Here is a 22,748-nt window from a genome sequence, read left to right as displayed (position 1 = left end):
TTTTACTGCCCGTTAATGCGGGATAAAGGGCTAAATTTCAAAAGTTGTATTTAATAAGATTAAGAATAAAAAATTCTAAATTATTTTTTATGCTAGAATATTGATGAAATATAGCGAATGATGTTAGGATAATGGTGTGAAATGTGTGGAATCTTTCGTATTTTATCCAAGAAAGTAACTTTTTATTTACGCTTTCATAAAAAAATATACTGAGATTCCGTATAACCTTATCTTTTCAGAATGAAAATGTTTAGATATGGGAAGCAACTTTTATTGATTTGTCAGAGCATAAGGGGGAAAGAGCATGATTACATTACAACGTACACCGTTATTTGATGTATACGCGAAGTATGGTGGGAAAACAATCGACTTCGGTGGTTGGGAATTACCAGTTCAATTTTCAAGCATTAAAGAAGAGCATGAAGCTGTACGTACAGAAGCAGGTTTGTTCGATGTATCTCATATGGGAGAAGTAGAGGTAAAGGGTGTAGATAGTTTAGCATTTTTACAACGTGTTGTTACAAATGACGTTTCTACCTTAAAGGTAGGAGGCGCACAATATACAGCTATGTGCTATGAAAATGGTGGCACAGTAGATGATTTATTAATCTACAAACGTGGTGAAGAAGACTATTTATTAGTAATCAATGCATCAAATATCGAGAAAGATTACGAATGGTTAGCAAGTCATGTAATAGGCGATGCAAAGGTAGTCAATGTTTCTAGTGAAATTGCGCAACTTGCAATTCAAGGACCAAAAGCACAAGACATTTTACAAAAAGTTGTGTCAGAAGATTTGAAAGAAATTAAGTTCTTTAAATTTAAAAACGATATTCTTGTAGATGGAATTCCTGCACTTGTATCTCGTACAGGTTATACAGGTGAAGATGGATTCGAAATTTACTGTAAGAGTGAAGATGCTGCAAAACTTTGGGTGAAACTTCTTGAAGTTGGAGAAGAAGAGGGGTTAAAACCATGTGGCTTAGGTGCTCGTGATACACTTCGCTTCGAAGCAACACTTCCGTTATACGGACAAGAGTTATCAAAAGATATTACACCGATTGAAGCGGGAATTGGCTTTGCGGTAAAACCAAATAAAGAAGCAGATTTCTTTGGAAAAGAAACGTTAAAAGAGCAAAAAGAAAACGGTGCATCTCGTAAATTAGTCGGCATCGAAGTAATCGAACGCGGTATTCCTCGTACGCATTACCCTGTATTTATAGGAGAAGAAAAAATCGGGGAAGTAACGAGTGGTACACAATCTCCAACGTTAAAGAAAAGCATTGGTTTAGCACTAATTGATGTAAAATACGCAGCAGTTGATACAGAAGTAGAAATTGAAATTCGTAATAAACGCGTCAAAGCAGTAGTTGTTCCAACACCATTTTATAAACGTTCAAAGTAACGGGGAGAGGGGTAGATTTCATGTTGCATCGTTATCTTCCAATGACAGAAGAAGACAAAAAAGAAATGTTACAAACAATCGGTGTTCAAACGATTGATGAATTATTCTCTGATATTCCAGAGAGTATTCGTTTTAAAGGGGATTTAAAAATTAAAGAAGCAAAATCAGAGCCAGAGCTTTTAAAAGAGCTATCTCAAATGGCTAGCAAAAATGCGAACTTAAAAGAATATGCTTCTTTCTTAGGAGCAGGTGTATACGATCATTACGCTCCAGTAATTGTTGATCATGTTATTTCTCGTTCAGAATTTTATACAGCTTACACACCATACCAACCAGAAATTTCACAAGGGGAATTACAAGCAATTTTTGAATTTCAAACAATGATTTGTGAATTAACAGGAATGGACGTAGCAAACTCTTCTATGTATGACGGAGGTACAGCTTTGGCTGAAGCGGCAATGCTAGCGGCTGGTCATACTCGCAAAAAGAAAATTCTTGTGTCTAATGCAGTTCATCCAGAATCAAGAGCAGTACTTGAAACATATGCAAAAGGTCAAAATCTTGAAGTTGTTGAAATTGATCATAAAAACGGTGTAACAGATTTAGATGTATTACAAAGTGAAGTAGATGATACAGTTGCTTGCGTAATCGTTCAATATCCAAACTTCTTCGGACAAGTGGAAAAGTTAGCTGATATCGAAAAAATCGTTCATCAACAAAAATCATTATTTATCGTTTCTTCAAATCCATTATCATTAGGCGCATTAACACCGCCAGGAAAATTTGGCGCTGATATTGTAATCGGTGATGCACAACCATTTGGTATCCCAACGCAGTTTGGTGGACCTCATTGTGGTTACTTTGCAACAACGAAAGCATTTATGCGTAAAATTCCAGGACGTCTTGTCGGACAAACTGTAGATTCAGATGGTAAACGTGGATTTGTATTAACGTTACAAGCACGTGAACAGCATATTCGCCGTGATAAAGCGACGTCTAACATTTGTTCAAACCAAGCGTTAAATGCATTAGCAGCATCAGTTGCAATGACTGCACTTGGAAAACAAGGTGTGAAAGATATGGCACGTCAAAATATTTCTAAAGCACAATATGCAAAACGTCAATTCGAAGCGAAAGGCTTCACTGTAACGTTCACTGGACCATTCTTTAATGAATTTGTTGTAGATTGCAAACGTCCAGTTAAAGAAATAAATGATGTATTAATACAAAAGAATATTATCGGTGGTTACGACCTAGGCCGTGATTATAAAGAGCATGAAAATCATATGCTTGTAGCAGTAACAGAGCTTCGTACAAAAGAAGAAATTGACACACTTGTAAACGAAATGGGGGCTATCCAATGAAGAACCAAGACCAAGCACTTATTTTTGAAGTGACTAAAGAAGGACGCGTAGGATATAGCTTACCCAAATTAGATGTAGAAGAAGTAAAATTAGAAGATGTATTTGAGAGCGATTATATTCGCGTTGAAGATGCAGAGCTTCCAGAAGTATCTGAACTTGATATTATGCGCCATTACACAGCGCTTTCAAACCGTAACCACGGCGTGGATTCTGGATTCTACCCACTTGGATCTTGTACGATGAAATATAATCCGAAAATTAATGAAAACGTAGCTCGCTTCGCAGGCTTTGCAAATATTCATCCACTTCAAGATGAAAAAACAGTGCAAGGTGCAATGGAATTAATGTACGATTTACAAGAACATTTAATTGAAATTACAGGTATGGATACTGTTACATTACAACCAGCAGCTGGTGCACACGGAGAATGGACAGGTTTAATGTTAATTCGTGCATACCATGAAGCAAATGGTGACTTTAACCGTACGAAAGTAATTGTTCCTGACTCTGCCCACGGAACAAACCCAGCATCTGCAACAGTAGCTGGTTTTGAAACAATTACGGTAAAATCAAATGAACATGGTCTTGTTGACTTAGATGATTTAAAACGTGTTGTAAACGAAGAAACAGCAGCACTTATGTTAACAAATCCAAATACATTAGGTCTATTCGAAGAAAATATTTTAGAAATGGCAGAAATTGTCCATAACGCAGGCGGTAAATTATACTATGATGGTGCAAACTTAAATGCTGTATTAAGCCAAGCACGCCCAGGAGATATGGGATTTGACGTTGTGCATTTAAACCTTCATAAAACATTTACAGGTCCGCATGGCGGCGGTGGCCCAGGTTCTGGTCCAGTAGGTGTGAAAGCTGATTTAATTCCGTACTTACCAAAACCGATTTTAGAGAAAACGGAAAATGGCTATCACTTCAACTATGATCGTCCAGAAGCAATTGGGCGTGTGAAACCATTCTATGGTAACTTCGGAATTAACGTTCGTGCATACACATATATTCGTTCTATGGGTCCAGATGGACTACGTGCAGTAACTGAGTACGCTGTATTAAATGCGAACTATATGATGAGAAGATTAGCACCATTCTATGATCTTCCGTTCGACAGACATTGCAAGCATGAATTTGTATTATCAGGTCGTCGTCAAAAGAAACTTGGTGTGCGTACATTAGATATTGCAAAACGTCTGCTTGATTTCGGTTACCATCCACCAACAATTTACTTCCCATTAAATGTGGAAGAATGTATTATGATTGAGCCAACAGAAACAGAATCAAAAGAAACATTAGATGGTTTCATTGATAAGATGATTCAAATTGCTAAAGAGGTAGAAGAAAACCCAGAAGTTGTACAAGAAGCACCACATACAACGGTAATAAAACGTTTGGATGAAACATTGGCTGCTCGTAAACCAGTTTTACGTTATGAAAAGCTAGCACCTGTACAAGTGTGATTGGAATAAAAAGAACTCGCTACATGCGAGTTCTTTTTTTTTGCAACATTGGTGCGGATAGAATGAAAAAAATGTTATAAATTTTTATTTTTTGTTTCATATTGCTGTAATGATGCAGTTTCATAGGTGATTTTGTTGGAAAAGTCGGTTTGATAAAAGTATTTATTTTTGTTAGAATTTTATTGAAATTAAGAAGATGTGATGAGGCAAAAATTACTCATTTTTATGTATATGTGAAAAAACGAGCAAGACGGGGGTGGAAGTGTGGGATATCGATGTTATAGAATGGTATACCATTTAGAAAACGGAGAAACAATTAAAGATGTAAAAGAATTTTGTTATCGAGACCAAGGAAAAGTGTTAGAAAGAGTAGCACATCGTGTAATGGACAATAGAGAATTGACGGCGATTGATAAACAAGGAACGATCATTTCAATAGCGTGTGAGGACATTGTAAAGGTAGAACTTGATTACATAACAGAAAGTTAGCCTTGAGTCATATCGAATTATTCGATAAAATATACTGTTGAATGGTGAAGAGAGCAGAGAGGAGTTTATCATGGGTAGTACAAGACACTTTTATATGTTTATTTTAGCGTTTGTTCTTGTTGTGGCGTTAACAATTTATTTAATTGTTGATAGCAGCTGGTACAATACAGTTCATCCAGCATTCCTTCTATTTATGTATGTAGGAATTGCGGTTGTGAGTTTCGGAATGAGAGACGAAATGTTAGATCGCTTTGAAAAGTGATACATATACGAAAGACCAACAGGAAAATGTTGGTCTTTTTTTCTTGCCAAAAATAGGGAGTTGTGTATATACTGTGCATATAAGGTATACACAGTATATACACACTGGAGGGAAACATGAATATTATTATTTCGAATTCTTCCCAAGACCCTATTTATGTGCAAATAAGGAAACAATTAAGCCAGCTTATTTTAAATGGTGGTTTAAAGGGGGGAGACCAATTACCGTCAATTCGTAGCTTAGCGAAGGAGTTACAAATTAGTGTAATTACAACGAAGCGTGCGTACGAGGAGCTTGAAAAAGAAGGATATATAGAAACTGTTGCTGGGAAGGGGACTTATGTTTCACGTAAAAATAATGAACTATTAAAAGAACAGCGGCTACGTCTATTGGAAAGTAAAGCTGAAGAGATTGTGAATGAAAGTAAAGTGTTACAGCTTTCACTTGAAGATTTGCAACAGATGATTGCGTGTTTATACGAGGGGGAATGAGAAAGATGTTGGAGCTAAAAAACGTTTGTAAAACTTATCAAGATTTCTCAGTGAAAAATATAAGTTTTATATTGCCACGTGGATATATTATGGGATTTATCGGACCGAATGGAGCCGGGAAAAGTACGACAATCAAAATGATTATGAATTTAATTAGAAAAGATAGTGGAGATATAAAAATTTTTGGTAAGGACAATAAGAAAGCCGAAAAGGAAATAAAACAAAATATTGGTTTTGTATATGATGAAAATCATTATTACGAAGATTTAACGTGTGAGCAAATGAAGCGTATAATTGCACCGTTATATAAAAAGTGGGATGAAAATCAGTATCAATCGTATATGCAGAGATTACAAGTTCCAAAGTATAAAAAGATTAAAGAGTTATCCAAAGGGATGAAAATGAAGTTTGCGATTGCAATCGCACTTTCACATCATGCGGAATTCATTATTATGGATGAACCGACAGCAGGATTAGATCCGGTTGTTCGAAGTGAATTACTTGATATGTTGCAAGAAATTGTAATGGAAGATGAAGTGTCTGTCTTATTTTCCACACACATTACTACAGACTTAGAACGCATCGCAGATTATATTACGTTCATCAATGATGGAGAAATTATATTTACTGGTGAGAAAGACGAATTAATGGAGAACTACGTAATCGTAAAGGGAAGTAATGATTTATTAGATCAAGAAGGAAAAGAGCTATTTGTTGGATTACGAAAAAATAAGTTTGGTTTCGAAGGTTTAGCGAAGGATAAAAACGCAATTATAGATTGGTTTGGAAATGAGGTCGTACTAGAAAATCCTAAATTAGATGATATCATCGTATACACTGCGAAAGGGAGAGGTGCCTATGCGTCAGCTCGTATATAAAGATTTATTCTTTTTTCGGGTAACTTGGTTAGTGAATTTTGTTGTGCCTCTTGTGTTATTTATGTTAGATCCAAGTGGTGAATTGTTATTTTCGATGAGTTGTCTATTTATAACCCTTTCCTCCGTTATGACGTTAATCTTTATGGATGAAAGGAATAAAAGTGACATTATTATAAATAGTTTACCGGTAAGTCGAAAGGATATCATAATTGCTAGATATATTTCCTGTGCAATATTTATTGTAGGTGGCATGCTCTCTACGATGTTAGTTGTTTTTCTTATAAGAGGCATTGTGGTCATTGGTGATATCGGTGCATATCATCCTAATCTATATATTGAAATTCCATGGTATGAAGTAATAAATGGAGTTGTTTACGCCGTATTTTTGGTTGTCACGTTTTTCCCTAGTTATTATGGTACAAAATCGAAGGTAGTAAGAAGTATAGTATCAGCAGCATCAATAGGAGTGGGGGGAATCCTTTGGATATTTATTAGTGATGGGCTGAATGAAACAACACCTTCATTCATTGGTTGGCTTATGAATCCAATGCATATTGGTGTATTTATAGTTGGAGGAATTATATTAGCTAGTGTCTATATCATTTCTATGTTTCTTACAATTAAAATTTATGAAACGCGTGATTTATAGAGAGGAGAATTCATATGCAACAGTTGATTTTGAAGGAGTTTTTCTTACAGAAGAAGATGCTTCCTTTCTATTTTTTAATACCTATTTTATCTATTTTTAGGAATTCCGTAGAACCAATGGGGATTGCAATAGGATTATTTATAACATGTAGTATGATTATATATATTTCTTTTTATTATGAAGAGAAAAGTAAAACAGAAAAAGTATTAGTGAGTTTGCCTATAACGAGAAAAGAGATAGTTATAGCTAAATATATTTCAACCACATTATTTATTATAGTCGGTTTGAGTGCAACTTTTATAGTCGTAATATTAGGAAATATTTTGTTGAACAGAGATATAGTTATTCCTGGATATGCAATGTTTTCAGCAATATTAGCAACTTTGATTTATTGTGCAGTAACGATACCTACTAATTACATCGGAGGATATAAAGCTACTACTGTCTTGAATGTTATAATGATTTTTCCTTTAATGAGTATGATTGGCCTTATGTGCAATGTTTTTGGTGATAAAACAATTATGTTAAAAGTACTTCACTCTGAGGATGCTACATTTTCGATGAGTGTTCTTGGTATCGGGTCGCTAGTAGTTATAGTTATATCCATGTTTTTCTCAATAAAAATGTTTCAGAAGGCAGAATTATAGAAGAGGATCTTTTAATACTAGGAGGTGTAACAAATGATCAAGCAACTAGTCTTAAAAGATATGATGTTGCAAAGAAAGTTAGGATTTGTGTATCTTATATCTTTGTTTTTTCTTGTCATTGTTGATTTCCGTAGCGATAGCTTCCTTATGACTTTTAGCATATCTATACCTATTCTTGGCATGATACTGTCAATGAGTTATGAGGGGAAAAATAAAAGTGAAATGATAGTAAATAGTTTACCGTTTCAGCGTAAAGAAATTGTCATAGCAAAATACATATTTGTAAGCATTTTAATTGCTTTAGGTGGCATTTTCTCACTTGTAGTTGGTTTAATCCAGTTACAAAATGAACATATAACTGTATTTATGCTGTGGGGAGCGATTCTCGGAGGAATAACAGGTGGTTTTGTTTATAGCGTAATCGTACTTCCGATTGAATTTTCAGTAGGGTATAGCAGTGCAAAACAAATTGCTCCTTTTATCGGAATTGCATTTGGATATTTAAGTGGACTGATTGTAAGTAACGTATGGTTAGATGTAGAGAATGCTTGGAACACGAGTATAGTCATAAATATTTGTTTCATAGCCGGGCTGCTTCTTTTATATGTCATGTCGATGGTACTCTCAATTAATTTGTATAATGAGCGTGATTTGTGAGGGGAGGGGAATGTTGTTGAAACAACTAATTTTAAAAGATTTCATCGTCCATTGGAAATTTTTAATTTGGTACATGCTGTATCCTATTTTCTTTTATATGGCTTTAACAGATACGAAAAATTTATTCATAATTATGTCAGTCATTTTTACAGTCGGGGCAACAGTAAAAATATTTGAAGCAGATAGTAAAAATGAGAGTGAAGTTATATTAAATAGTTTACCAATATTGAGAAAACAAATTGTGTTTGCGAAATATATAGTGGCAATTATTATTCTTTTCATAAGCGTAACGATTGGTTGTTTCACGATGGGAATGAAGAATGGAGCTAATGTATTTGAATTTATTGAAACGACAGTGGTTGCTAGTATTAGCTTTACTTTAGTGTATTTAAGCTTTGTTTTACCGATATCATTTTGGCTAGCATATAAAAAAACTGTTTTTATTACGATATTCATATTTATAGCACCGATTGTTATTGTAGAGACGTTCTTTCAAATCAACCTGGAACAAATTCAACTATATAATAGCATATTGTTCGTTAGTTCAATATGCATGTTCACAGTATCGGTCTTCATTTCAGTAAGAGTATATGAAAAAAGAGAATTTTAAAAGGTGCCTCGTAAAAGGCACCTTCTTCAATAACGACAATACGAGAGCAAAAGTTTATACAAAGAAACGCTATTAGGTACATCTTTCGGAGTATGTAATATAAAGCTGAAAACGATAACGAGAATGAGAAAGAGGAAAAATAAAAATAGGATTTGCTTATGTATAGAATTCTGCATACTATCCACTCCTTTTTTAGGTAGTATGTCCAAAAGAAAAAAGGGTATGAAAAATTTTAGGAGGGAGAATGATGAAAAAAAGAAAATGGTTATATAGAATAGGAGTACTTTTATTTTCAATTGGTCTCATATTAGCAAATTTTTACTCGGATATACCACCGCTATTTCCTAATTTGCATAAAGGGCTTGGTATGAGTGTTGTCATAGTTGGTCTGTTTTGTCTTATCACATCAAATTTCTATAGAAAATCTAAATAAATATAAAAAGGACAGTTACTTCTTTTCAGAAGAACTGTCCTTTTTATATAGTTTGTTCCAAAGCTTGGCGATACTCCATATAATTACGATTGCAATGGAGGCAATAATTGACCAAGCGATAGATGCAATTTCAAGTGCCATGTTGGGAAGGAATGTAAGAATGGATATTACTTTATGAAACAACCATTCTATTATATGAAAACTTATTTGCAATAGAATGACGATCCCAAGTGTGATCCATGTTAAGATTTGTTTTCCTTTTTCTTTCCACATGACATTCACCTCACGTTAGCCTAATAGTTTTAAGCCAACAGCGCCGCATAGAATGCAGCTTAAGAAGGCAAGGCGGCGCCAATCCGCTGATTCACGGAAAATAAGAATACCTAGAAGTGCACTTCCGGCAGTTCCGATTCCAGTCCAAATTGCGTAAGCAGTTCCCATCGGTAATGTATCCATTGCAAGAGATAAGAAGAAGAAGCTTACGCCGAAGTTAGCGATTAAAATAACTTTTGGTGCCCAGCCTTTCTTTTCAGTGGCTACTTTCATAAAGAGTACACCAATAATTTCACAAATACCAGCTAGAATTAAAAATACCCAAGCCATTTTATGCAGCCTCCTTCGCTTCTTTTTCTTCTGTTACTCGTTTTAAACCAATTACTCCGAAGAAGATTAAACCGATTAATAATACTTTTACGATAGAGAAAGGTTCTCCGAAGACGAAAATCTCTGTCAGAACGATACCACCTGCACCGATTCCAGTAAAGACTGCGTACACAGTACCGACAGGTAAATCTTTATAAGCTCTAAATAATAAGACGAAACTTACTGTAATTAATAGAGCGACACCTAGCCACTCGAGTGGTGTCTCCGCGTGTTTTAGTCCAATCACCCAAAAAATTTCAATAATACCAGCTAAGATAACATAAATCCATGCCATATGTTATTTCTCCTTCCTACCAGTCGTTAGGTAAAGGGCTTAAAAACGACGCATTGCAAAGGAGCAATCCGTCAGTTTGAAAGTCCGCGCCAAAATACTTTCCAAGAAGCTTCTAAACGTGTCTCAAAACGATTTAAACCTGCGTATAGTAGTTCAACCATAAGGCCGTCAAGTAAGCATAAAAAAGCCTCCAAAGCGTCTTTTACTTCAATGTTATGCAGTTCATCTTGTTCGCTTGCTCTTTTAAACACAGGGAATAAAAGTTTTCCGACATTTTCAATGTGTACATTCGCTTTATCAATAATTTGTTCGCGAAATGCATCCGGCGGAAAATAAGAAGTTCGTAACCAAAACATTGATTCTTCACTTTCACCAAATCGTTTTGCATAGCCTTTTAATAAATGTAAGAGCAATTCTTCAGTAGACGATTTTGAAAAAAATTCGATATCGTCTGTGAAGCTCTGCAAATCTTTTTGAAGAGCGGATTCCAAGCATGTAAAATATAGCTCTTCTTTTCCTTTAAAGTGTGCGTAAATCGATGGTTTTTTAATCCCAACTTCTTGAGCAATATTTGCTAATGAAGTTCCTTCGTAGCCGTAACGTGCGAAATGAGAAAGTGCTACAGCTTTAATGCGGTTTGCTGTCATTTTCATCCCCTACCTACCGTTCGTTAGGTTAATTGTATGGGATGAAAAATATAAAGTCAATAGGTGAAGAGTTGAAAAAAGAGCGCTGTAATTAACGCTCCTTTTTCAGACTGTTTTTCGCTCAATTAAATGGAATGAAAGTTCTTCTGAGTTCCCAATAATTTGTTCGTTTTGCATCTGTTTATGGAATAAAGAAAAAGCACGTGATCCCATCGTGAGACCGGGATGTTCAATAGTTGTAATTTCTAATGCTTTTGAAATTTCGTGGTTATCAAATCCCAGGATAGCGAGGTCTTCAGGTATGCGAATGCCATGTTTTTTTGCCTCTGTTAATAAACCAGCAGCTACTTGATCGTTCGCTGTGAAAATAGCGGTTGGACGATTTTTCATGTTTAAAATACGATGAAGTATTTTTGCCCCGTCCTGCATCGTATAACATTGATGGAAAATCCAATCAGGGTGCACTGTTTTTCCTTCGTGACGAAGAGTATCGGCGAAAGCTTTTTCACGCTCGATTGAATTAACACTTGTTTTTCTTGCTAAACAAATGCCGATTTTTTCATGACCTTTACTTAGTAAAAATGCAGTACCGAGACGGAATCCTTCATAATGATCTACATAGACAGATGAAATGAGGGGATGGTTCATTTTTTCACATGAAATAATAGGGGCGAATTTTGCGAATGGTTCAATTTGTTCCCATGAACTCGTTCGAGAGCAAATAATCATCCCGTCGAATTGTTTCATTTTCATCATTTCAAGAACGCGAATTTCTTCAATACTATCGTAATTCGTTTGGCATAAATTAATATGATATCCAGCTAATAATGCTTCGTTTCCGATTCCTTCAATGATTGTGCTAAAGTACGGAAGATTAATAAAAGGTAGCATAACGCCAATTGTATATGTTTTGCCTTTTATTAAATGGATAGCATTAATATTTTTTGCATAGTTCAATTCTTCAACTGCATCTAGAACACGCTTACGTTTTTCTTCTTTTACGTAAGGATGATTATTAAGGACACGGGAAACCGTTGATATGGATACACCAGCAGTTTTTGCAATTTGTTTTATATTGGCCATATGTATCACCTCTTTACTTAATTATAGGGGGAAAATAATAAGAATGAAAAAATCTTGACCTGAAAAGCTTTTCACAATCTATGTTATAAGCATGACTTTTGTTATTCGCGTAACCTTTTTATTTGGGCGTAAGAATAGCGGGGTCTTTTTTTATATGTCTGCAAAGAATTTTTGTCAAAATGTGTGAGAATAACGTGGAAAGTTTTCGGAGGAGGCGTTTGATAACGAAGCGAATAGAAGAGAGTATAAACGCTTCGCTCGTTAAGAGAGCGGTATGAAAGGGCGGAAACAAATTGAAAAAAGGAATCATTTGTTTCGTGTTTTCTAGTGTAATACTTAGCTCATGTTCATTTCAGCAAACGATGCAAGAAGAAAAAACATTTGTAGGAACAACAGGAGGGGCTAAGGACCGTGTTACTGATCCGATTCCCCTAAAGGAACTTCCAAAATATTTTCCAGCGAAGTTTAAAGTTCCAACGTTTTTACCTTATGACATTACGAGTGATGTGAAGGGAGAGGTAAGAACGATGGGAAAGAAGAATGCTGTCTTAACGATCAAATATAAGCAACAAGAGAAAGGAAGGCACGATTATATAGAATTAACAGTGGCCAACTTTTCTTACAGTTTTCCATACCTCGTAGAAGAGAATCGATTTCAAGAACAAATGAAATTGAATAATGGAGCACCTGCTTATTTTAAAAATAAGGATGATTACGAGCGAGGGGACGAATTTGCTACGCTTATATGGAAAGAGAAGGGGATTGAATATCAGCTATTATATCGTAATGTGGATGAGAAAGATGAAGATGTGATTAAACAAAATCTACTGTACATTGCGAACAATATGGAATAAAAAACTAGCTGAATTATACAGCTAGTTTTTGTATGTTATTTCTTTTTAATTTTGCCTGACCAAGATTTAAATCCACCTTTTAATTGGTAGAAATCTTTGTAGCCTTGTTTTTTTAAGTATTGAGCTGCACGACCTGTACGGAATCCGCTTTGGCAATATAAATAAACAGGTTGATCTTCGCGAAGTTCTTTGTAGCGAAGGCGAATTTGTGATAATGGAATGTTACGCGCACCTAAAATATGTCCCGCGTTAAATTCATCTGCTTCGCGAATATCGATAAGCTGTGCTTTACGGTAGCCAGCGCGAAATTCTTCTTCTGAAAGTGTTTTAATTAATTTTTTCTGATAGAAATACATCCATACAGTGTAGCCGATGAATGCTGCAATTGCGGCTAGTATAATAATCAAGTTTGTTGACACGATTCTATCGCTCCCTTTTTTCTTATCCTACTTTCAATATTATAATGCCCATATGTATTTATGCAACAGATTCGTTTGTATATAAGAAGAAATTTCGTATTCTTTCACAAATTTTGTCGAATTTGGTAGACTAGAGAATGTGAAAAATAATTGGTTATATGAGGTGTAGGATGGGAAAAGAAAAATGGTGTTATATTAACTCTGGTCAATGTTCACCAGCATTTAATATGGCGTTAGATGAATGTTTATTAAATTGGCAAAGTGAAAAGAAAATGCCACCAACAATTCGTTTTTATGAATGGGAAGTACCAACATTAACAGTCGGGTATTTCCAGCGTGTTGAAAAAGATATAAATATGGATGTAGTTAACGAAAAGAAATATGGATTCGTTCGTCGTCAAACAGGCGGCAGGGGTGTACTACATGACAAAGAATTAACGTACAGTGTTATTGTGTCTGAAGATCATCCGGAAATGCCAAAAACAGTTACAGAAGCATACCGCGTTATTTCGCAAGGCTTATTAGACGGTTTTAAGGCATTAGGATTAGAAGCGTATTATGCAGTTCCGAAAACAGAAGCGGATCGTGAGAATTTAAAAAATCCGCGTTCAGGAGTATGTTTTGATGCACCATCTTGGTATGAAATTGTAGTTGAAGGAAGAAAAATCGCAGGTAGTGCTCAAACACGTCAAAAAGGTGTTATCTTACAGCACGGTTCTATTCCGTTAGAAATAGATTTAGATGAGTTATACGATCTATTTTTATTCCCGAATGAACGTGTAAAAGAGCGTATGAAAAACATGTTTTCTTCTAAAGCGGTAGCGATTAATGAGTTGACAGACCGTACATTTACGATTGAACAGTTAATTAAAGCGTTTGAAACTGGATTTGAAAAAGGTTTAGATATAGAGCTTGTGCCGTATGAGCTAACAGAAGAACAGCTTCATGAAGTTCAAACTTTAGCAAAAGAGAAGTATGAAAGTAATGAATGGAATTATAAAAAATAAGGAGATGGCGACCGCCATCTCCTTATTTTTATAGTAAATTAAGTACTTTTTCTACTTTGATTCCTTTATCTTGTAAAGAACGAAGGCGATTTACAACGTCCATAATTTCTTTGTCGAATGTAACGCTAATACCTTGGCTTTGTAGCTCTTTTTTTAATCCTTCAATAGAATCATCTATGTCGATGCCAAGCTCGTAATCTTGACAAACTTCAATTGTCTTTTTCACAAGTTTAACATAATTTTCTTGTAGTTTTGTATTTGTTTCAGTCAAAGCAGGTTGCTTCGGTTTTGTAGGAGTAACCGGTGCTGTCTCTTGCTTTGTAACTGGAGTAGGTACTGCTTTTTTCACAGGTGCTGGAGTAGATAGTTCTACAGCTGCTTCAACACTTACTGACTTCGGCGTTGGTACCGGAGTAGGCTTAGGTGCTATAGCAGGTGTTTCTACACGCATAACAGGTTTTGGAGCGGGTGTAACTGCTTTAGGAGCTTCTACAACTACTTCTTTTTTAGGAGTAGCTTCTACAACTGTTTCTTCTTGCTCAGCAGCTTCTTTATTTTCTTTGCTCCACATAACGCGTTCAATCTCTAGAGAAACATTGTTTTTATTCATCGCTGTTAATGTAACTTTACCAACTTCCGCGTTCCCAGTGAAATCAACAATTTTATAAATAACACTCTTGTTCCAATCCACGTTTCCGCTCAAAAATAATTCTTCGTTACATTTCGGCGTTAAGCCCTCGATTTTAATTTCTGCGTTTACACCGTTTTCACTATATACCATAATTAGCGAAGCATTTACATCTTCGTCTGCTAACATTAGTTCACGTACCATTTTGCCGGTGCGTACTTGCGTTTTCTTCTTAACTGACATCAAATTTCTCCTCTCAAAAACTCAGTAATAATAAAAAAATCGTATAACGAAAAATAATTGCTCACGAAGATTTATGATACCGATAATAAAAGCATCACGTCAACAATTAACTTTAATTATTTTGCATTTTTCTTATTTTCTTTATGAAATTTTTCAATTTGTAAAATTAGACAGAAGAAAAACAGCCTTTTGAAAGGCTGTTAAAATTTAGATGTTTTATATAAAAATTTGTATAGGATATAAAAAGAAAGTGTGACAAGAGCACCTTGCCAAATAGATAAATTATAAAATAAGTACGGTTGTGTTTTGAAAAATACGTTTGAAAAAACTGATAAGACAAAAGGTATGAACACTGATAGTATGAGGAGTACTTTTTGTTGCCAAGATACTAGTATTGTAAAAGAAAAACGTCTGAATAACGAGAAGGTTATGAAAGAACCAATTGTTAAAACGATAGCAGATAATATTGTTCCAGGAATACTAAATGGAATTCCTAAGTGATTTGTATCTGTAAATAGTTTTTGCATAAGAGTAGTAAATGTATCGTATCCAATTTGAATAGCTAAGAATAAACTAACTGCAAATCCAATAACGGCGGCTTGTTGGAAAGAATTTTGATGTTCTGAAGAGGTAATTAATTCATCACAGTAAGCTTTTAAATCTTCTCCGAAAATATCATGTGCATTTTTACCATCTTCTTGTGCTTCTAAAAGATGGTCTAATATCTCTAATAGCAGTTCTTCCATTTGCTTTTGCGGAACGCTAGTAAAGCGTAAATAAATAAGCATATCACCGTAAGCAGATTCGTTTTCAGGTGTTAATAACTTTCGTTTTTTATTGTTTAACTTAACCATTTCTTTTTCGGTCATAACCTCATTACTCCTTTTTAAATTCTAGGTATTCTTTTTTGAAAAAAATTTTATATAGTGCATAGCAAGAGACGGCGAGTAAAGTGCCAATCCAAGGTGAGATTTGTAAAGTAGTATAGGGCTTTTTTATAAATAAAAAGGAAATGCCGATTAGTAGTATCCCTATCACTCCCCTTGTAATAAGTTGTTTACCGTCGTTGAAACCATTCCCCAGCTTTTTTTAAATTCTTCAAGTTGTTCTAATCCTTTATCGGTTACGTGATAATATTTTCGCTTTGGTCCGAGAGAAGAAGCTTTTAACGTTCCTTCAATCAGCTTTTCTTTCTGCATGCGTAACAATAAAGGATATATGCTGCCTTCACTTACAAATGTAAAGCCGTGTTTATTTAATTTTGTACTTAGTTCATATCCGTACACTTCTTCTTGTGAAATGATGTATAGAATGCAACCTTCTAGTACGCCTTTTAACATTTGGCTGTGCATGATTTCACCACCTTTTATTCAGGTAACTTGCCTTGCAAGGTAGCTGATATCCAAATTATAACATTCAGTAACTTGCTTTACAAGTTACTGAAGTGGAAAACTTTAATCTGTGTTAATTTTTTTGTGCTTCCCATACTAACGAGAGGAGGGAAGCACATGAAACCATTTATGCCAAAACTCGTTTACTTTGAACCGAGGGCACTCGAATATCCGCTTGGAAAAGAGCTTTATGAGAAGTTTACGAAGATAGGATTAGAAATTCGTGAAACGACATCACACAATCAAATTAGAAATTTGCCAGGCGAAAATGAATTGCAAAAGTATCGTAATGCAAAAGCGACACTTGTCGTTGGGGTGAGGAAGACGTTAAAGTTCGATACATCAAAGCCATCAGCTGAATATGCAATCCCGCTTGCAACAGGGTGTATGGGACATTGTCATTATTGTTATTTGCAAACGACACTGGGGAGTAAACCTTACGTAAGGGTGTATGTGAATCTAGATGAAATATTTGAGAAGGCAAAGCAATATATGGATGAAAGGGCACCTGAAATAACAAGATTTGAAGCGGCGTGTACATCAGACATCGTTGGAATTGATCATTTAACACATGCATTAAAGCGGGCGATAGAGTTTATCGGAGAAAGTGAACATGGACGTTTACGTTTCGTTACGAAATATTCGCACGTTGATCATTTATTAGATGCAAAGCATAATGGGAAAACGCGTTTTCGATTTAGCATTAATTCACGTTATGTAATTAAAAATTTTGAACCAGGGACATCGCCGTTTGAAGAGCGAATTAAGGCTGCTCGTAAAGTAGCGGGGGCTAATTATCCGCTTGGCTTTATAGTTGCGCCAATTTATATGCATGAAGGGTGGGAAGAAGGATACCGCGAATTATTTGAGCGATTGTACAATGCGTTGAAAGATATGGCGATACCAAATTTAACATTTGAATTAATTCAACATCGCTTTACGAAACCGGCAAAAAAGGTCATTCAAGAGCGTTATCCAAATACAAAGCTTGAAATGGATGAAGAGAAGCGTAAATATAAATGGGGACGATACGGGATTGGTAAATATGTATATCAAAAGGATGATGCAGAAACATTGGAAGAAACAATACGAGGTTATATATATGAGTATTTTCCTGATGCAGAAATTCAATATTTTACATAAAGGGAATCTGTATTCTTTTTTTGTTTTATATATTTAGGCTCGTTTCCACCTTGTCACGTTATTCTTTCTGGTGTATCATTTTATTGATTGCTTCGTACGGAATAAGCAAAATGAAATTGGATGGAGGAAACCGATGCCTACCCCTAGTATGGAAGATTATATTGAACAAATTTATTTGTTGATTGATGAAAAGGGTTATGCCCGTGTATCTGATATTGCTGAAGCGCTTAGTGTACATCCATCCTCTGTAACAAAAATGGTACAAAAATTAGACAAAGACGAATATCTAATTTATGAAAAATATAGAGGGCTTGTATTAACATCAAAAGGTAAAAAAATCGGAGAACGTCTCGTATATCGTCATGAATTGTTAGAACAGTTTATGCGCATTATCGGTGTGGATGAAAGCAAAATTTATAATGATGTAGAAGGAATTGAACATCATTTAAGTTGGGAATCAATTGACCGTATCGGTGATTTAGTACAATACTTTGAACAAGATGAAGTTCGAGTAGAAACACTTCGTGGTGTTCAAAAAGCAAATGAAGAGAAAAGTAATTAAGGGGAACGTGTGGCGTTTCCTTTTTTAGTTAAATCGAAAAGGGCGGGAGAATAATGAAAGCCATTATTTTTGATTTTGATGGATTAATTGTGGACACAGAAACAATATGGTTTCACTCTTTCAGAGATGCTGTTCGTGAATACGGCGGAGAGTTACCTTTAGAGGGATTTGCAAAATGTATTGGAACGACAGATGAAGTGCTTTATGCATATTTAAAAGAGCAATTAAAAGAAAAATTTAACGAGCATGCATTAAAGGAAAAAGTAACAACTTTACATAAAGAGAAAATGAAAATACCAAAAGCGCGTGACGGGGTAAAAGAATATTTAGAAGAAGCGAAAGAACTTGGATTGAAAATCGCATTAGCCTCTAGCTCATCTAGGGAGTGGGTCGTTCGTTTTTTAGAAGAGCTACAAATTAGAGATTATTTTGAAGTGATTAAAACGAGAGAAGATGTAGAGAAGGTAAAACCAGATCCAGCTCTTTATAAAGTTGCGATAGAAGAATTAGGAATTGAACTGTCAGAAGCTGTTGTATTTGAAGATTCATTAAATGGATTGAAAGCAGCGGTTGCAGCAGGATTAAAATGTGTCGTCGTGCCTAATGATGTGACAAGAAATTTGCAATTTGAAAACCATCACCTTCGTATCGAAAGTATGAAAGAAAAAAGTTTGAAAGAAGTGCTTCAACATATAAAGTGAAACTTTAATCAGTAGGGTTTTTCTCATCTTCCACTGATTATTAGCACCGCACCAACCGGGATAAAAAAAGGCCGTATTTCCTAAAAGGAAGCACGGTCTTTCTTTTTGTTTTTTTTACCTTCAATGACAGTTAAATGAGATTGTTTTCTTTTTCTTTTCAACGATGGAGAATTACCCTTTTTCCCCTTGTCATCAGAAGCATTTCGTTTCACGAAAGAATTGCTTAGGGGTGCTACATTTTGTTTCCCGTGTTTGCGGTTCGATTGTTTCGCTGCACGCTTATATGAGCTTTGCGAATTTGCAGAACCACTAGAGTTTGTAAACATTTTGTAGAGTAAGTAAAAGATACCGACGACAGCCAACATGATACCAATGTTTTTCAATACTCCCATTGGATCTGTAATAACAGATGAAACAAGGCCGAATATTGCTAATCCGATAATAAGCACAAATATAGCGAATGTAAACGAACGACCGTTCATAAGGGACACCTCCTAAAAACATATATTAAAATTAGTATATTAACGATGAGGAAAGGAGTTGAACACCATTTTTAAATAATTATTGTTTGTTTTCTAAACGTAATAATTCTTCAAACGATGCGATTGCAACTTCCGCTTGATCATCTGTTGGTTCTTTCGTTGTTAATAGTTGCAGCCATAATCCTGGATATCCAAGTACTCGTAAAACAGGGACATCTCGTAATCGATTGGTAAATTGTAATACTTCAAAAGAAATACCGAGAACAACTGGAATTAATAAAATTCGGTTTACTACCCTTGCCCAAAGCGGATCTGTAGGGACGAGGAAATAAACAAACATTCCAATAATGACCGTAAATATAATAAAGCTACTGCCACAGCGATAATGGAGGCGAGTTTGCTTTTGAACATTTTCTACAGTCAGTGGAAGATTATTCTCATAAGCATTGATTACTTTATGTTCCGCACCGTGGTACTGAAATACCCGCTTAATAAGTGGGGTTAAAGAAATGAAGTATATATAGCTCAATAATAGCATGAGCTTAATGACACTTTCGACAATGATTTGCCCTGTATGAGATGGGAAAATCGGTCTCGTTAATTCAGCTAAAAGTGCAGGAACTGCTGTGAAAATTACTTTACCGAATATGAACGATAAAACACCAACTGCTGCAACTCCTAATACCATCGTTAATTTTGAATGTTCTTCTTTTTTATTTGCAAATTGTTCATCTTCTTCTGGGTGGACATCAAATCGTTCTGAAGCAAAGTTTAAATGTTTCGCTCCATTCGCACTTGCATCCACAATAGCGGCAATACCTCGTAAAACTGGAATTTTTTTTAGTAGAGACAATGCTTTATTACGAACGCGTGGTAAACGATAAAATTCAATCGATTTATCTTTACGACGAACCGCTGTAACAGTATATTCTCTACCGCCAAACATAACTCCTTCTATGACTGCCTGCCCGCCATATATTTGTTTTGACTCTTCTGCCATGTTAACACCAACCTGTATTTGTTTCTCTCTTATGTAGAAAAAGAGGCAATTGTCATACTTGGTTTTGTCATCTTGAAATAAGACAATCACCGAGTTTCCTTTATTTTATCGACAAATACAGGCAGATGACAAGGGAAAATGTTACGAGAGTCGGACATTTCTTATTCTTTTTATAGACAAATTTTGCAGGATTTAAACATGCTTCAAAATAGTTTCGGGCATACTATTGAGCGGAGGTGTCAATGTGAATCAAGAACAATCAACAATAAGAAACTTTGTACAAATTGGTTTATTTGGTGGCTTATTTTGGGGAGGTATATGGTATTTCCTTCATATATTCTCATTTACAGAAGCTGGCCCTAACTATTTACTTTTACCGTTTGCATTTGGAGATTGGAAAGAAGGGGTTTGGGGAAATGTACTAGGTATCGTTTGTATGGGACTTCTTTCAATTTTAGTGGCATTTCTCTATAAAGCTCTTTTTAAAAAGTTTGAAGGAGTATTACCTGGCGTACTATACGGTTTATTTTGGTGGGCATTATTATTTTTGGGGATGGGGCTAATGGCACCTGTTATTAAAAGTGCACTCCATTTACCGAAAGAAACAATTGTAACGACAGTATGTATCTTTATATTATATGGTGTTTTTATTTCGTATTCTGTAGCATTCGAATCGAATAATACAAATAGAGGAGAAGGGCTCGAGAAGACAAACTATTCAAATAAGTGATTCCTATGTTAAAATGTCGTATAGACATTCTTTAATATTAAGGAGTTTTAAGAAAATGAAAAAGTTACTCCTCGTAAACGGTCCTAACCTAAATCGCCTTGGCGTTAGGGAAGTAAATGTATACGGAAAAGGAACGTTAGAGACGCTTGAAACAGATATGAAACAAGAAGCAGAGAAAATGGGAGTGGAGTTAGAATGTTTTCAATCGAATCATGAAGGAGCTATTATTGATATTATTCATGAGGCTGATGACATATATGAAGGAATCATTCTAAATCCGGGTGCATTTACGCATTATAGCTACGCGATTCGGGATGCTATCGCAAGTGTTTCGATTCCAGTTATTGAAGTACATATTTCTAACATTCACGGGCGTGAGTCGTTTCGTCATGAATCTGTGACAGCGGCTGTTTGTGCGGGACAAATTGTTGGATTTGGTTTTTATGGTTATAAGCTAGCGTTATTTGCATTAATGGAGAAATTGAGGGAGGCATAAAGTAATGGAAAAGATCGAGAGATTAAGAAGTGCGTTTGATGAGGCTGGTATTGACGGTATCGTATTAACGAATGAACATAGCCGTAGATATATGGCGAATTTCACAGGAACAGCTGGTGTTGTACTAATTTCAAAAGAGCGTGCTCTATTTATTACAGATTTCCGTTATGTAGAGCAAGCTAGTAAACAAGCGGTTGGATACGAAATAGTGCAGCATTCAGGATTAATTCTTGATGAAGTTGCGAAACAAGTTAAAGAACTTGGAATTCAAAAGCTAGGCTTTGAGCAAGATACTCTTACATATAGCTCTTACGTAACGCATAATGAAGCGATCGAAGCTGAATTCATCCCAACTTCTGGGCTTGTAGAAAAGTTACGCTTGATAAAGACTGATTCAGAGATTAAGATATTAAAGGAAGCTGCACAGATTGCAGATGCTGCCTTTGAGCATATTCTATCATTCATTCGCCCGGGAGTATCTGAAATTGAAGTGTCAAATGAACTTGAATTTTTCATGAGAAAACAAGGAGCAACATCTTCTTCGTTTGATATTATCGTTGCTTCAGGTCTTCGTTCGGCATTACCGCACGGCGTGGCATCTGAAAAAGTGATAGAAAAAGGAGATTTCGTTACATTAGACTTCGGCGCTTATTACAAAGGATATTGCTCTGATATTACTCGTACGATTGCAGTCGGTGAACCATCTGATAAATTAAAAGAAATTTATAATATCGTTTTAGAAGCACAACTACGTGGTGTGAACGGTATTAAAGTTGGTTTAACGGGTCGTGAGGCTGATGCATTAACGCGTGATTACATAACGGAAAAAGGATATGGTGAATACTTCGGACACTCTACTGGTCATGGAATCGGTCTTGAAATCCATGAAGCACCAGGTTTAGCGTTCCGTTCTGATACAGTACTTGAACCAGGTATGGCTGTAACAGTAGAACCAGGTATTTATATTCCAGGTGTTGGCGGGGTACGTATTGAAGATGATATCATTGTAACAAGTGAAGGTAATGAAGTAATAACGAAATCACCAAAAGAACTTATTATTTTGTAATA

Annotated in this window: 31 protein-coding genes and 1 pseudogene; 20 read left to right on the top strand and 12 right to left on the bottom strand. The window is 35.5% G+C overall.

Annotated features, from left to right (window positions below; all coding sequences use genetic code 11):
* Positions 1-304 precede the first annotated feature (304 nt).
* From gcvT to MR071_RS02085, 12 genes are all read left to right on the top strand, one after another.
* Positions 305-1,405: a glycine cleavage system aminomethyltransferase GcvT gene (gcvT, locus tag MR071_RS02140; protein WP_242234737.1), complete on the top strand. Its 1,101-nt coding sequence runs from the start codon at positions 305-307 to the stop codon at positions 1,403-1,405.
* A 20-nt stretch (positions 1,406-1,425) separates the two neighbouring features.
* Positions 1,426-2,769 (top strand): aminomethyl-transferring glycine dehydrogenase subunit 1, encoded by a 1,344-nt coding sequence (gene gcvPA / locus MR071_RS02135; RefSeq protein ID WP_105584520.1) that lies wholly within the window; start codon positions 1,426-1,428, stop codon positions 2,767-2,769.
* Positions 2,766-4,241, top strand: a complete 1,476-nt coding sequence (gene gcvPB, locus MR071_RS02130; protein ID WP_002122485.1) for an aminomethyl-transferring glycine dehydrogenase subunit 2 — start codon at positions 2,766-2,768, stop codon at positions 4,239-4,241. Before gcvPA ends, gcvPB begins: the two co-directional genes overlap by 4 nt.
* Before the next feature lie 285 nt (positions 4,242-4,526).
* The gene (locus MR071_RS02125; protein ID WP_142395767.1) at positions 4,527-4,730 is read left to right on the top strand and encodes a DUF3929 family protein; all 204 of its coding nucleotides are present in this window, start codon (positions 4,527-4,529) and stop codon (positions 4,728-4,730) included.
* Between the two features lie 70 nt (positions 4,731-4,800).
* Positions 4,801-4,992, top strand: a complete 192-nt coding sequence (locus tag MR071_RS02120) for a hypothetical protein (RefSeq protein WP_000535934.1) — start codon at positions 4,801-4,803, stop codon at positions 4,990-4,992.
* A 116-nt stretch (positions 4,993-5,108) separates the two neighbouring features.
* Positions 5,109-5,483 carry a GntR family transcriptional regulator gene (locus tag MR071_RS02115; RefSeq protein ID WP_078172820.1) on the top strand — a complete coding sequence of 125 codons (375 nt, stop codon included), beginning with the start codon at positions 5,109-5,111 and terminating at the stop codon, positions 5,481-5,483.
* Between the two features lie 5 nt (positions 5,484-5,488).
* Positions 5,489-6,361, top strand: a complete 873-nt coding sequence (locus tag MR071_RS02110) for an ABC transporter ATP-binding protein (RefSeq protein ID WP_242234735.1) — start codon at positions 5,489-5,491, stop codon at positions 6,359-6,361.
* Positions 6,342-7,010: an ABC-2 transporter permease gene (locus tag MR071_RS02105; RefSeq protein ID WP_105584523.1), complete on the top strand. Its 669-nt coding sequence runs from the start codon at positions 6,342-6,344 to the stop codon at positions 7,008-7,010. The genes MR071_RS02110 and MR071_RS02105 overlap by 20 nt, the downstream gene beginning before the upstream one ends.
* Before the next feature lie 14 nt (positions 7,011-7,024).
* On the top strand, positions 7,025-7,657 hold the full coding sequence (locus MR071_RS02100; RefSeq protein WP_242234733.1) for an ABC-2 transporter permease: 633 nt from the start codon (positions 7,025-7,027) through the stop codon (positions 7,655-7,657).
* A gap of 33 nt (positions 7,658-7,690) precedes the next feature.
* On the top strand, positions 7,691-8,314 hold the full coding sequence (locus tag MR071_RS02095; RefSeq protein ID WP_242234731.1) for an ABC-2 transporter permease: 624 nt from the start codon (positions 7,691-7,693) through the stop codon (positions 8,312-8,314).
* Between the two features lie 13 nt (positions 8,315-8,327).
* Complete coding sequence (locus MR071_RS02090; RefSeq protein WP_142395751.1) at positions 8,328-8,924, top strand: ABC-2 transporter permease; 597 nt, start codon at positions 8,328-8,330, stop codon at positions 8,922-8,924.
* Positions 8,925-9,171: 247 nt separating this feature from the next.
* The gene (locus MR071_RS02085; protein WP_105584528.1) at positions 9,172-9,357 is read left to right on the top strand and encodes a hypothetical protein; all 186 of its coding nucleotides are present in this window, start codon (positions 9,172-9,174) and stop codon (positions 9,355-9,357) included.
* A 15-nt stretch (positions 9,358-9,372) separates the two neighbouring features.
* Here the strand turns inward: MR071_RS02085 and MR071_RS02080 are convergent, their stop codons facing one another.
* The 5 genes from MR071_RS02080 to MR071_RS02060 all read right to left on the bottom strand — a co-directional run bounded on the left by MR071_RS02080 (position 9,373) and on the right by MR071_RS02060 (position 12,024).
* A complete protein-coding gene (locus MR071_RS02080) occupies positions 9,373-9,630 on the bottom strand; it encodes a DUF3975 family protein (protein ID WP_105584529.1) in 258 nt (85 codons plus the stop codon).
* A gap of 15 nt (positions 9,631-9,645) precedes the next feature.
* Entirely contained in the window at positions 9,646-9,960 is a 315-nt protein-coding gene (locus MR071_RS02075) for a DMT family transporter (protein ID WP_105584530.1), read from the bottom strand.
* Between the two features lies 1 nt (position 9,961).
* On the bottom strand, positions 9,962-10,294 hold the full coding sequence (locus MR071_RS02070) for a DMT family transporter (protein WP_105584531.1): 333 nt from the start codon (positions 10,292-10,294) through the stop codon (positions 9,962-9,964).
* 71 nt (positions 10,295-10,365) lie between these two features.
* Complete coding sequence (locus MR071_RS02065) at positions 10,366-10,947, bottom strand: TetR/AcrR family transcriptional regulator (RefSeq protein WP_142395752.1); 582 nt, start codon at positions 10,945-10,947, stop codon at positions 10,366-10,368.
* A 99-nt stretch (positions 10,948-11,046) separates the two neighbouring features.
* Positions 11,047-12,024: a LacI family DNA-binding transcriptional regulator gene (locus MR071_RS02060; RefSeq protein WP_105584533.1), complete on the bottom strand. Its 978-nt coding sequence runs from the start codon at positions 12,022-12,024 to the stop codon at positions 11,047-11,049.
* A 317-nt stretch (positions 12,025-12,341) separates the two neighbouring features.
* Between MR071_RS02060 and MR071_RS02055 the strand changes: the two genes are divergently transcribed.
* Positions 12,342-12,878 carry a DNA polymerase III subunit delta gene (locus tag MR071_RS02055; protein WP_078181004.1) on the top strand — a complete coding sequence of 179 codons (537 nt, stop codon included), beginning with the start codon at positions 12,342-12,344 and terminating at the stop codon, positions 12,876-12,878.
* A 35-nt stretch (positions 12,879-12,913) separates the two neighbouring features.
* Here MR071_RS02055 and MR071_RS02050 read toward each other — a convergent pair whose 3' ends face one another.
* Entirely contained in the window at positions 12,914-13,297 is a 384-nt protein-coding gene (locus MR071_RS02050; protein WP_071747101.1) for a rhodanese-like domain-containing protein, read from the bottom strand.
* Positions 13,298-13,467: 170 nt separating this feature from the next.
* Between MR071_RS02050 and MR071_RS02045 the strand changes: the two genes are divergently transcribed.
* Complete coding sequence (locus MR071_RS02045; RefSeq protein ID WP_105584534.1) at positions 13,468-14,304, top strand: lipoate--protein ligase family protein; 837 nt, start codon at positions 13,468-13,470, stop codon at positions 14,302-14,304.
* 28 nt (positions 14,305-14,332) lie between these two features.
* Here MR071_RS02045 and MR071_RS02040 read toward each other — a convergent pair whose 3' ends face one another.
* The 4 genes and pseudogenes from MR071_RS02040 to MR071_RS02025 form a co-directional block, all read right to left on the bottom strand.
* A complete protein-coding gene (locus MR071_RS02040) occupies positions 14,333-15,175 on the bottom strand; it encodes a hypothetical protein (protein WP_105584535.1) in 843 nt (280 codons plus the stop codon).
* 200 nt (positions 15,176-15,375) lie between these two features.
* The gene (locus tag MR071_RS02035; RefSeq protein WP_242234729.1) at positions 15,376-16,044 is read right to left on the bottom strand and encodes a DUF1048 domain-containing protein; all 669 of its coding nucleotides are present in this window, start codon (positions 16,042-16,044) and stop codon (positions 15,376-15,378) included.
* Between the two features lie 7 nt (positions 16,045-16,051).
* Positions 16,052-16,210: pseudogene (locus MR071_RS02030) on the bottom strand (DUF1129 family protein); the annotation flags it as partial.
* Positions 16,210-16,527 (bottom strand): PadR family transcriptional regulator, encoded by a 318-nt coding sequence (locus MR071_RS02025; RefSeq protein WP_000556081.1) that lies wholly within the window; start codon positions 16,525-16,527, stop codon positions 16,210-16,212. The gene MR071_RS02025 and the pseudogene MR071_RS02030, both read right to left, overlap by 1 nt.
* Positions 16,528-16,683: 156 nt before the next feature.
* On the opposite strand from MR071_RS02025, the gene splB reads away from it, so the two are divergent.
* The 3 genes from splB to MR071_RS02010 all read left to right on the top strand — a co-directional run bounded on the left by splB (position 16,684) and on the right by MR071_RS02010 (position 18,972).
* Complete coding sequence (gene splB / locus MR071_RS02020) at positions 16,684-17,709, top strand: spore photoproduct lyase (protein WP_255832958.1); 1,026 nt, start codon at positions 16,684-16,686, stop codon at positions 17,707-17,709.
* Positions 17,710-17,842: 133 nt separating this feature from the next.
* Positions 17,843-18,271, top strand: a complete 429-nt coding sequence (gene mntR / locus MR071_RS02015) for a transcriptional regulator MntR (protein ID WP_001143080.1) — start codon at positions 17,843-17,845, stop codon at positions 18,269-18,271.
* 53 nt (positions 18,272-18,324) lie between these two features.
* Positions 18,325-18,972: an HAD family hydrolase gene (locus tag MR071_RS02010; RefSeq protein WP_142395753.1), complete on the top strand. Its 648-nt coding sequence runs from the start codon at positions 18,325-18,327 to the stop codon at positions 18,970-18,972.
* Positions 18,973-19,052: 80 nt separating this feature from the next.
* Here MR071_RS02010 and MR071_RS02005 read toward each other — a convergent pair whose 3' ends face one another.
* Together MR071_RS02005 and MR071_RS02000 are read right to left on the bottom strand one after the other, a co-directional pair.
* Positions 19,053-19,454 carry an SA1362 family protein gene (locus MR071_RS02005; protein ID WP_105584539.1) on the bottom strand — a complete coding sequence of 134 codons (402 nt, stop codon included), beginning with the start codon at positions 19,452-19,454 and terminating at the stop codon, positions 19,053-19,055.
* Between the two features lie 79 nt (positions 19,455-19,533).
* Complete coding sequence (locus MR071_RS02000; protein WP_105584540.1) at positions 19,534-20,454, bottom strand: DUF1385 domain-containing protein; 921 nt, start codon at positions 20,452-20,454, stop codon at positions 19,534-19,536.
* Positions 20,455-20,698: 244 nt separating this feature from the next.
* Between MR071_RS02000 and MR071_RS01995 the strand changes: the two genes are divergently transcribed.
* Genes MR071_RS01995 through pepQ form a run of 3 tightly spaced genes read left to right on the top strand, consistent with a single transcriptional unit; the run spans position 20,699 to position 22,746 of the window.
* Complete coding sequence (locus MR071_RS01995) at positions 20,699-21,184, top strand: YqhR family membrane protein (protein ID WP_002122457.1); 486 nt, start codon at positions 20,699-20,701, stop codon at positions 21,182-21,184.
* Positions 21,185-21,239: 55 nt separating this feature from the next.
* The gene (aroQ, locus tag MR071_RS01990; RefSeq protein WP_105584541.1) at positions 21,240-21,680 is read left to right on the top strand and encodes a type II 3-dehydroquinate dehydratase; all 441 of its coding nucleotides are present in this window, start codon (positions 21,240-21,242) and stop codon (positions 21,678-21,680) included.
* 4 nt (positions 21,681-21,684) lie between these two features.
* Entirely contained in the window at positions 21,685-22,746 is a 1,062-nt protein-coding gene (gene pepQ / locus MR071_RS01985; RefSeq protein ID WP_242234727.1) for a Xaa-Pro dipeptidase, read from the top strand.
* Positions 22,747-22,748 lie beyond the last annotated feature (2 nt).

The organism is Bacillus cereus group sp. BfR-BA-01316 (assembly GCF_022664195.1).
Taxonomy (GTDB): domain Bacteria; phylum Bacillota; class Bacilli; order Bacillales; family Bacillaceae_G; genus Bacillus_A.
The sequence above is the reverse complement of the archived record's forward strand: the minus strand, read 5'-3'. Positions and strand labels throughout refer to the sequence as shown.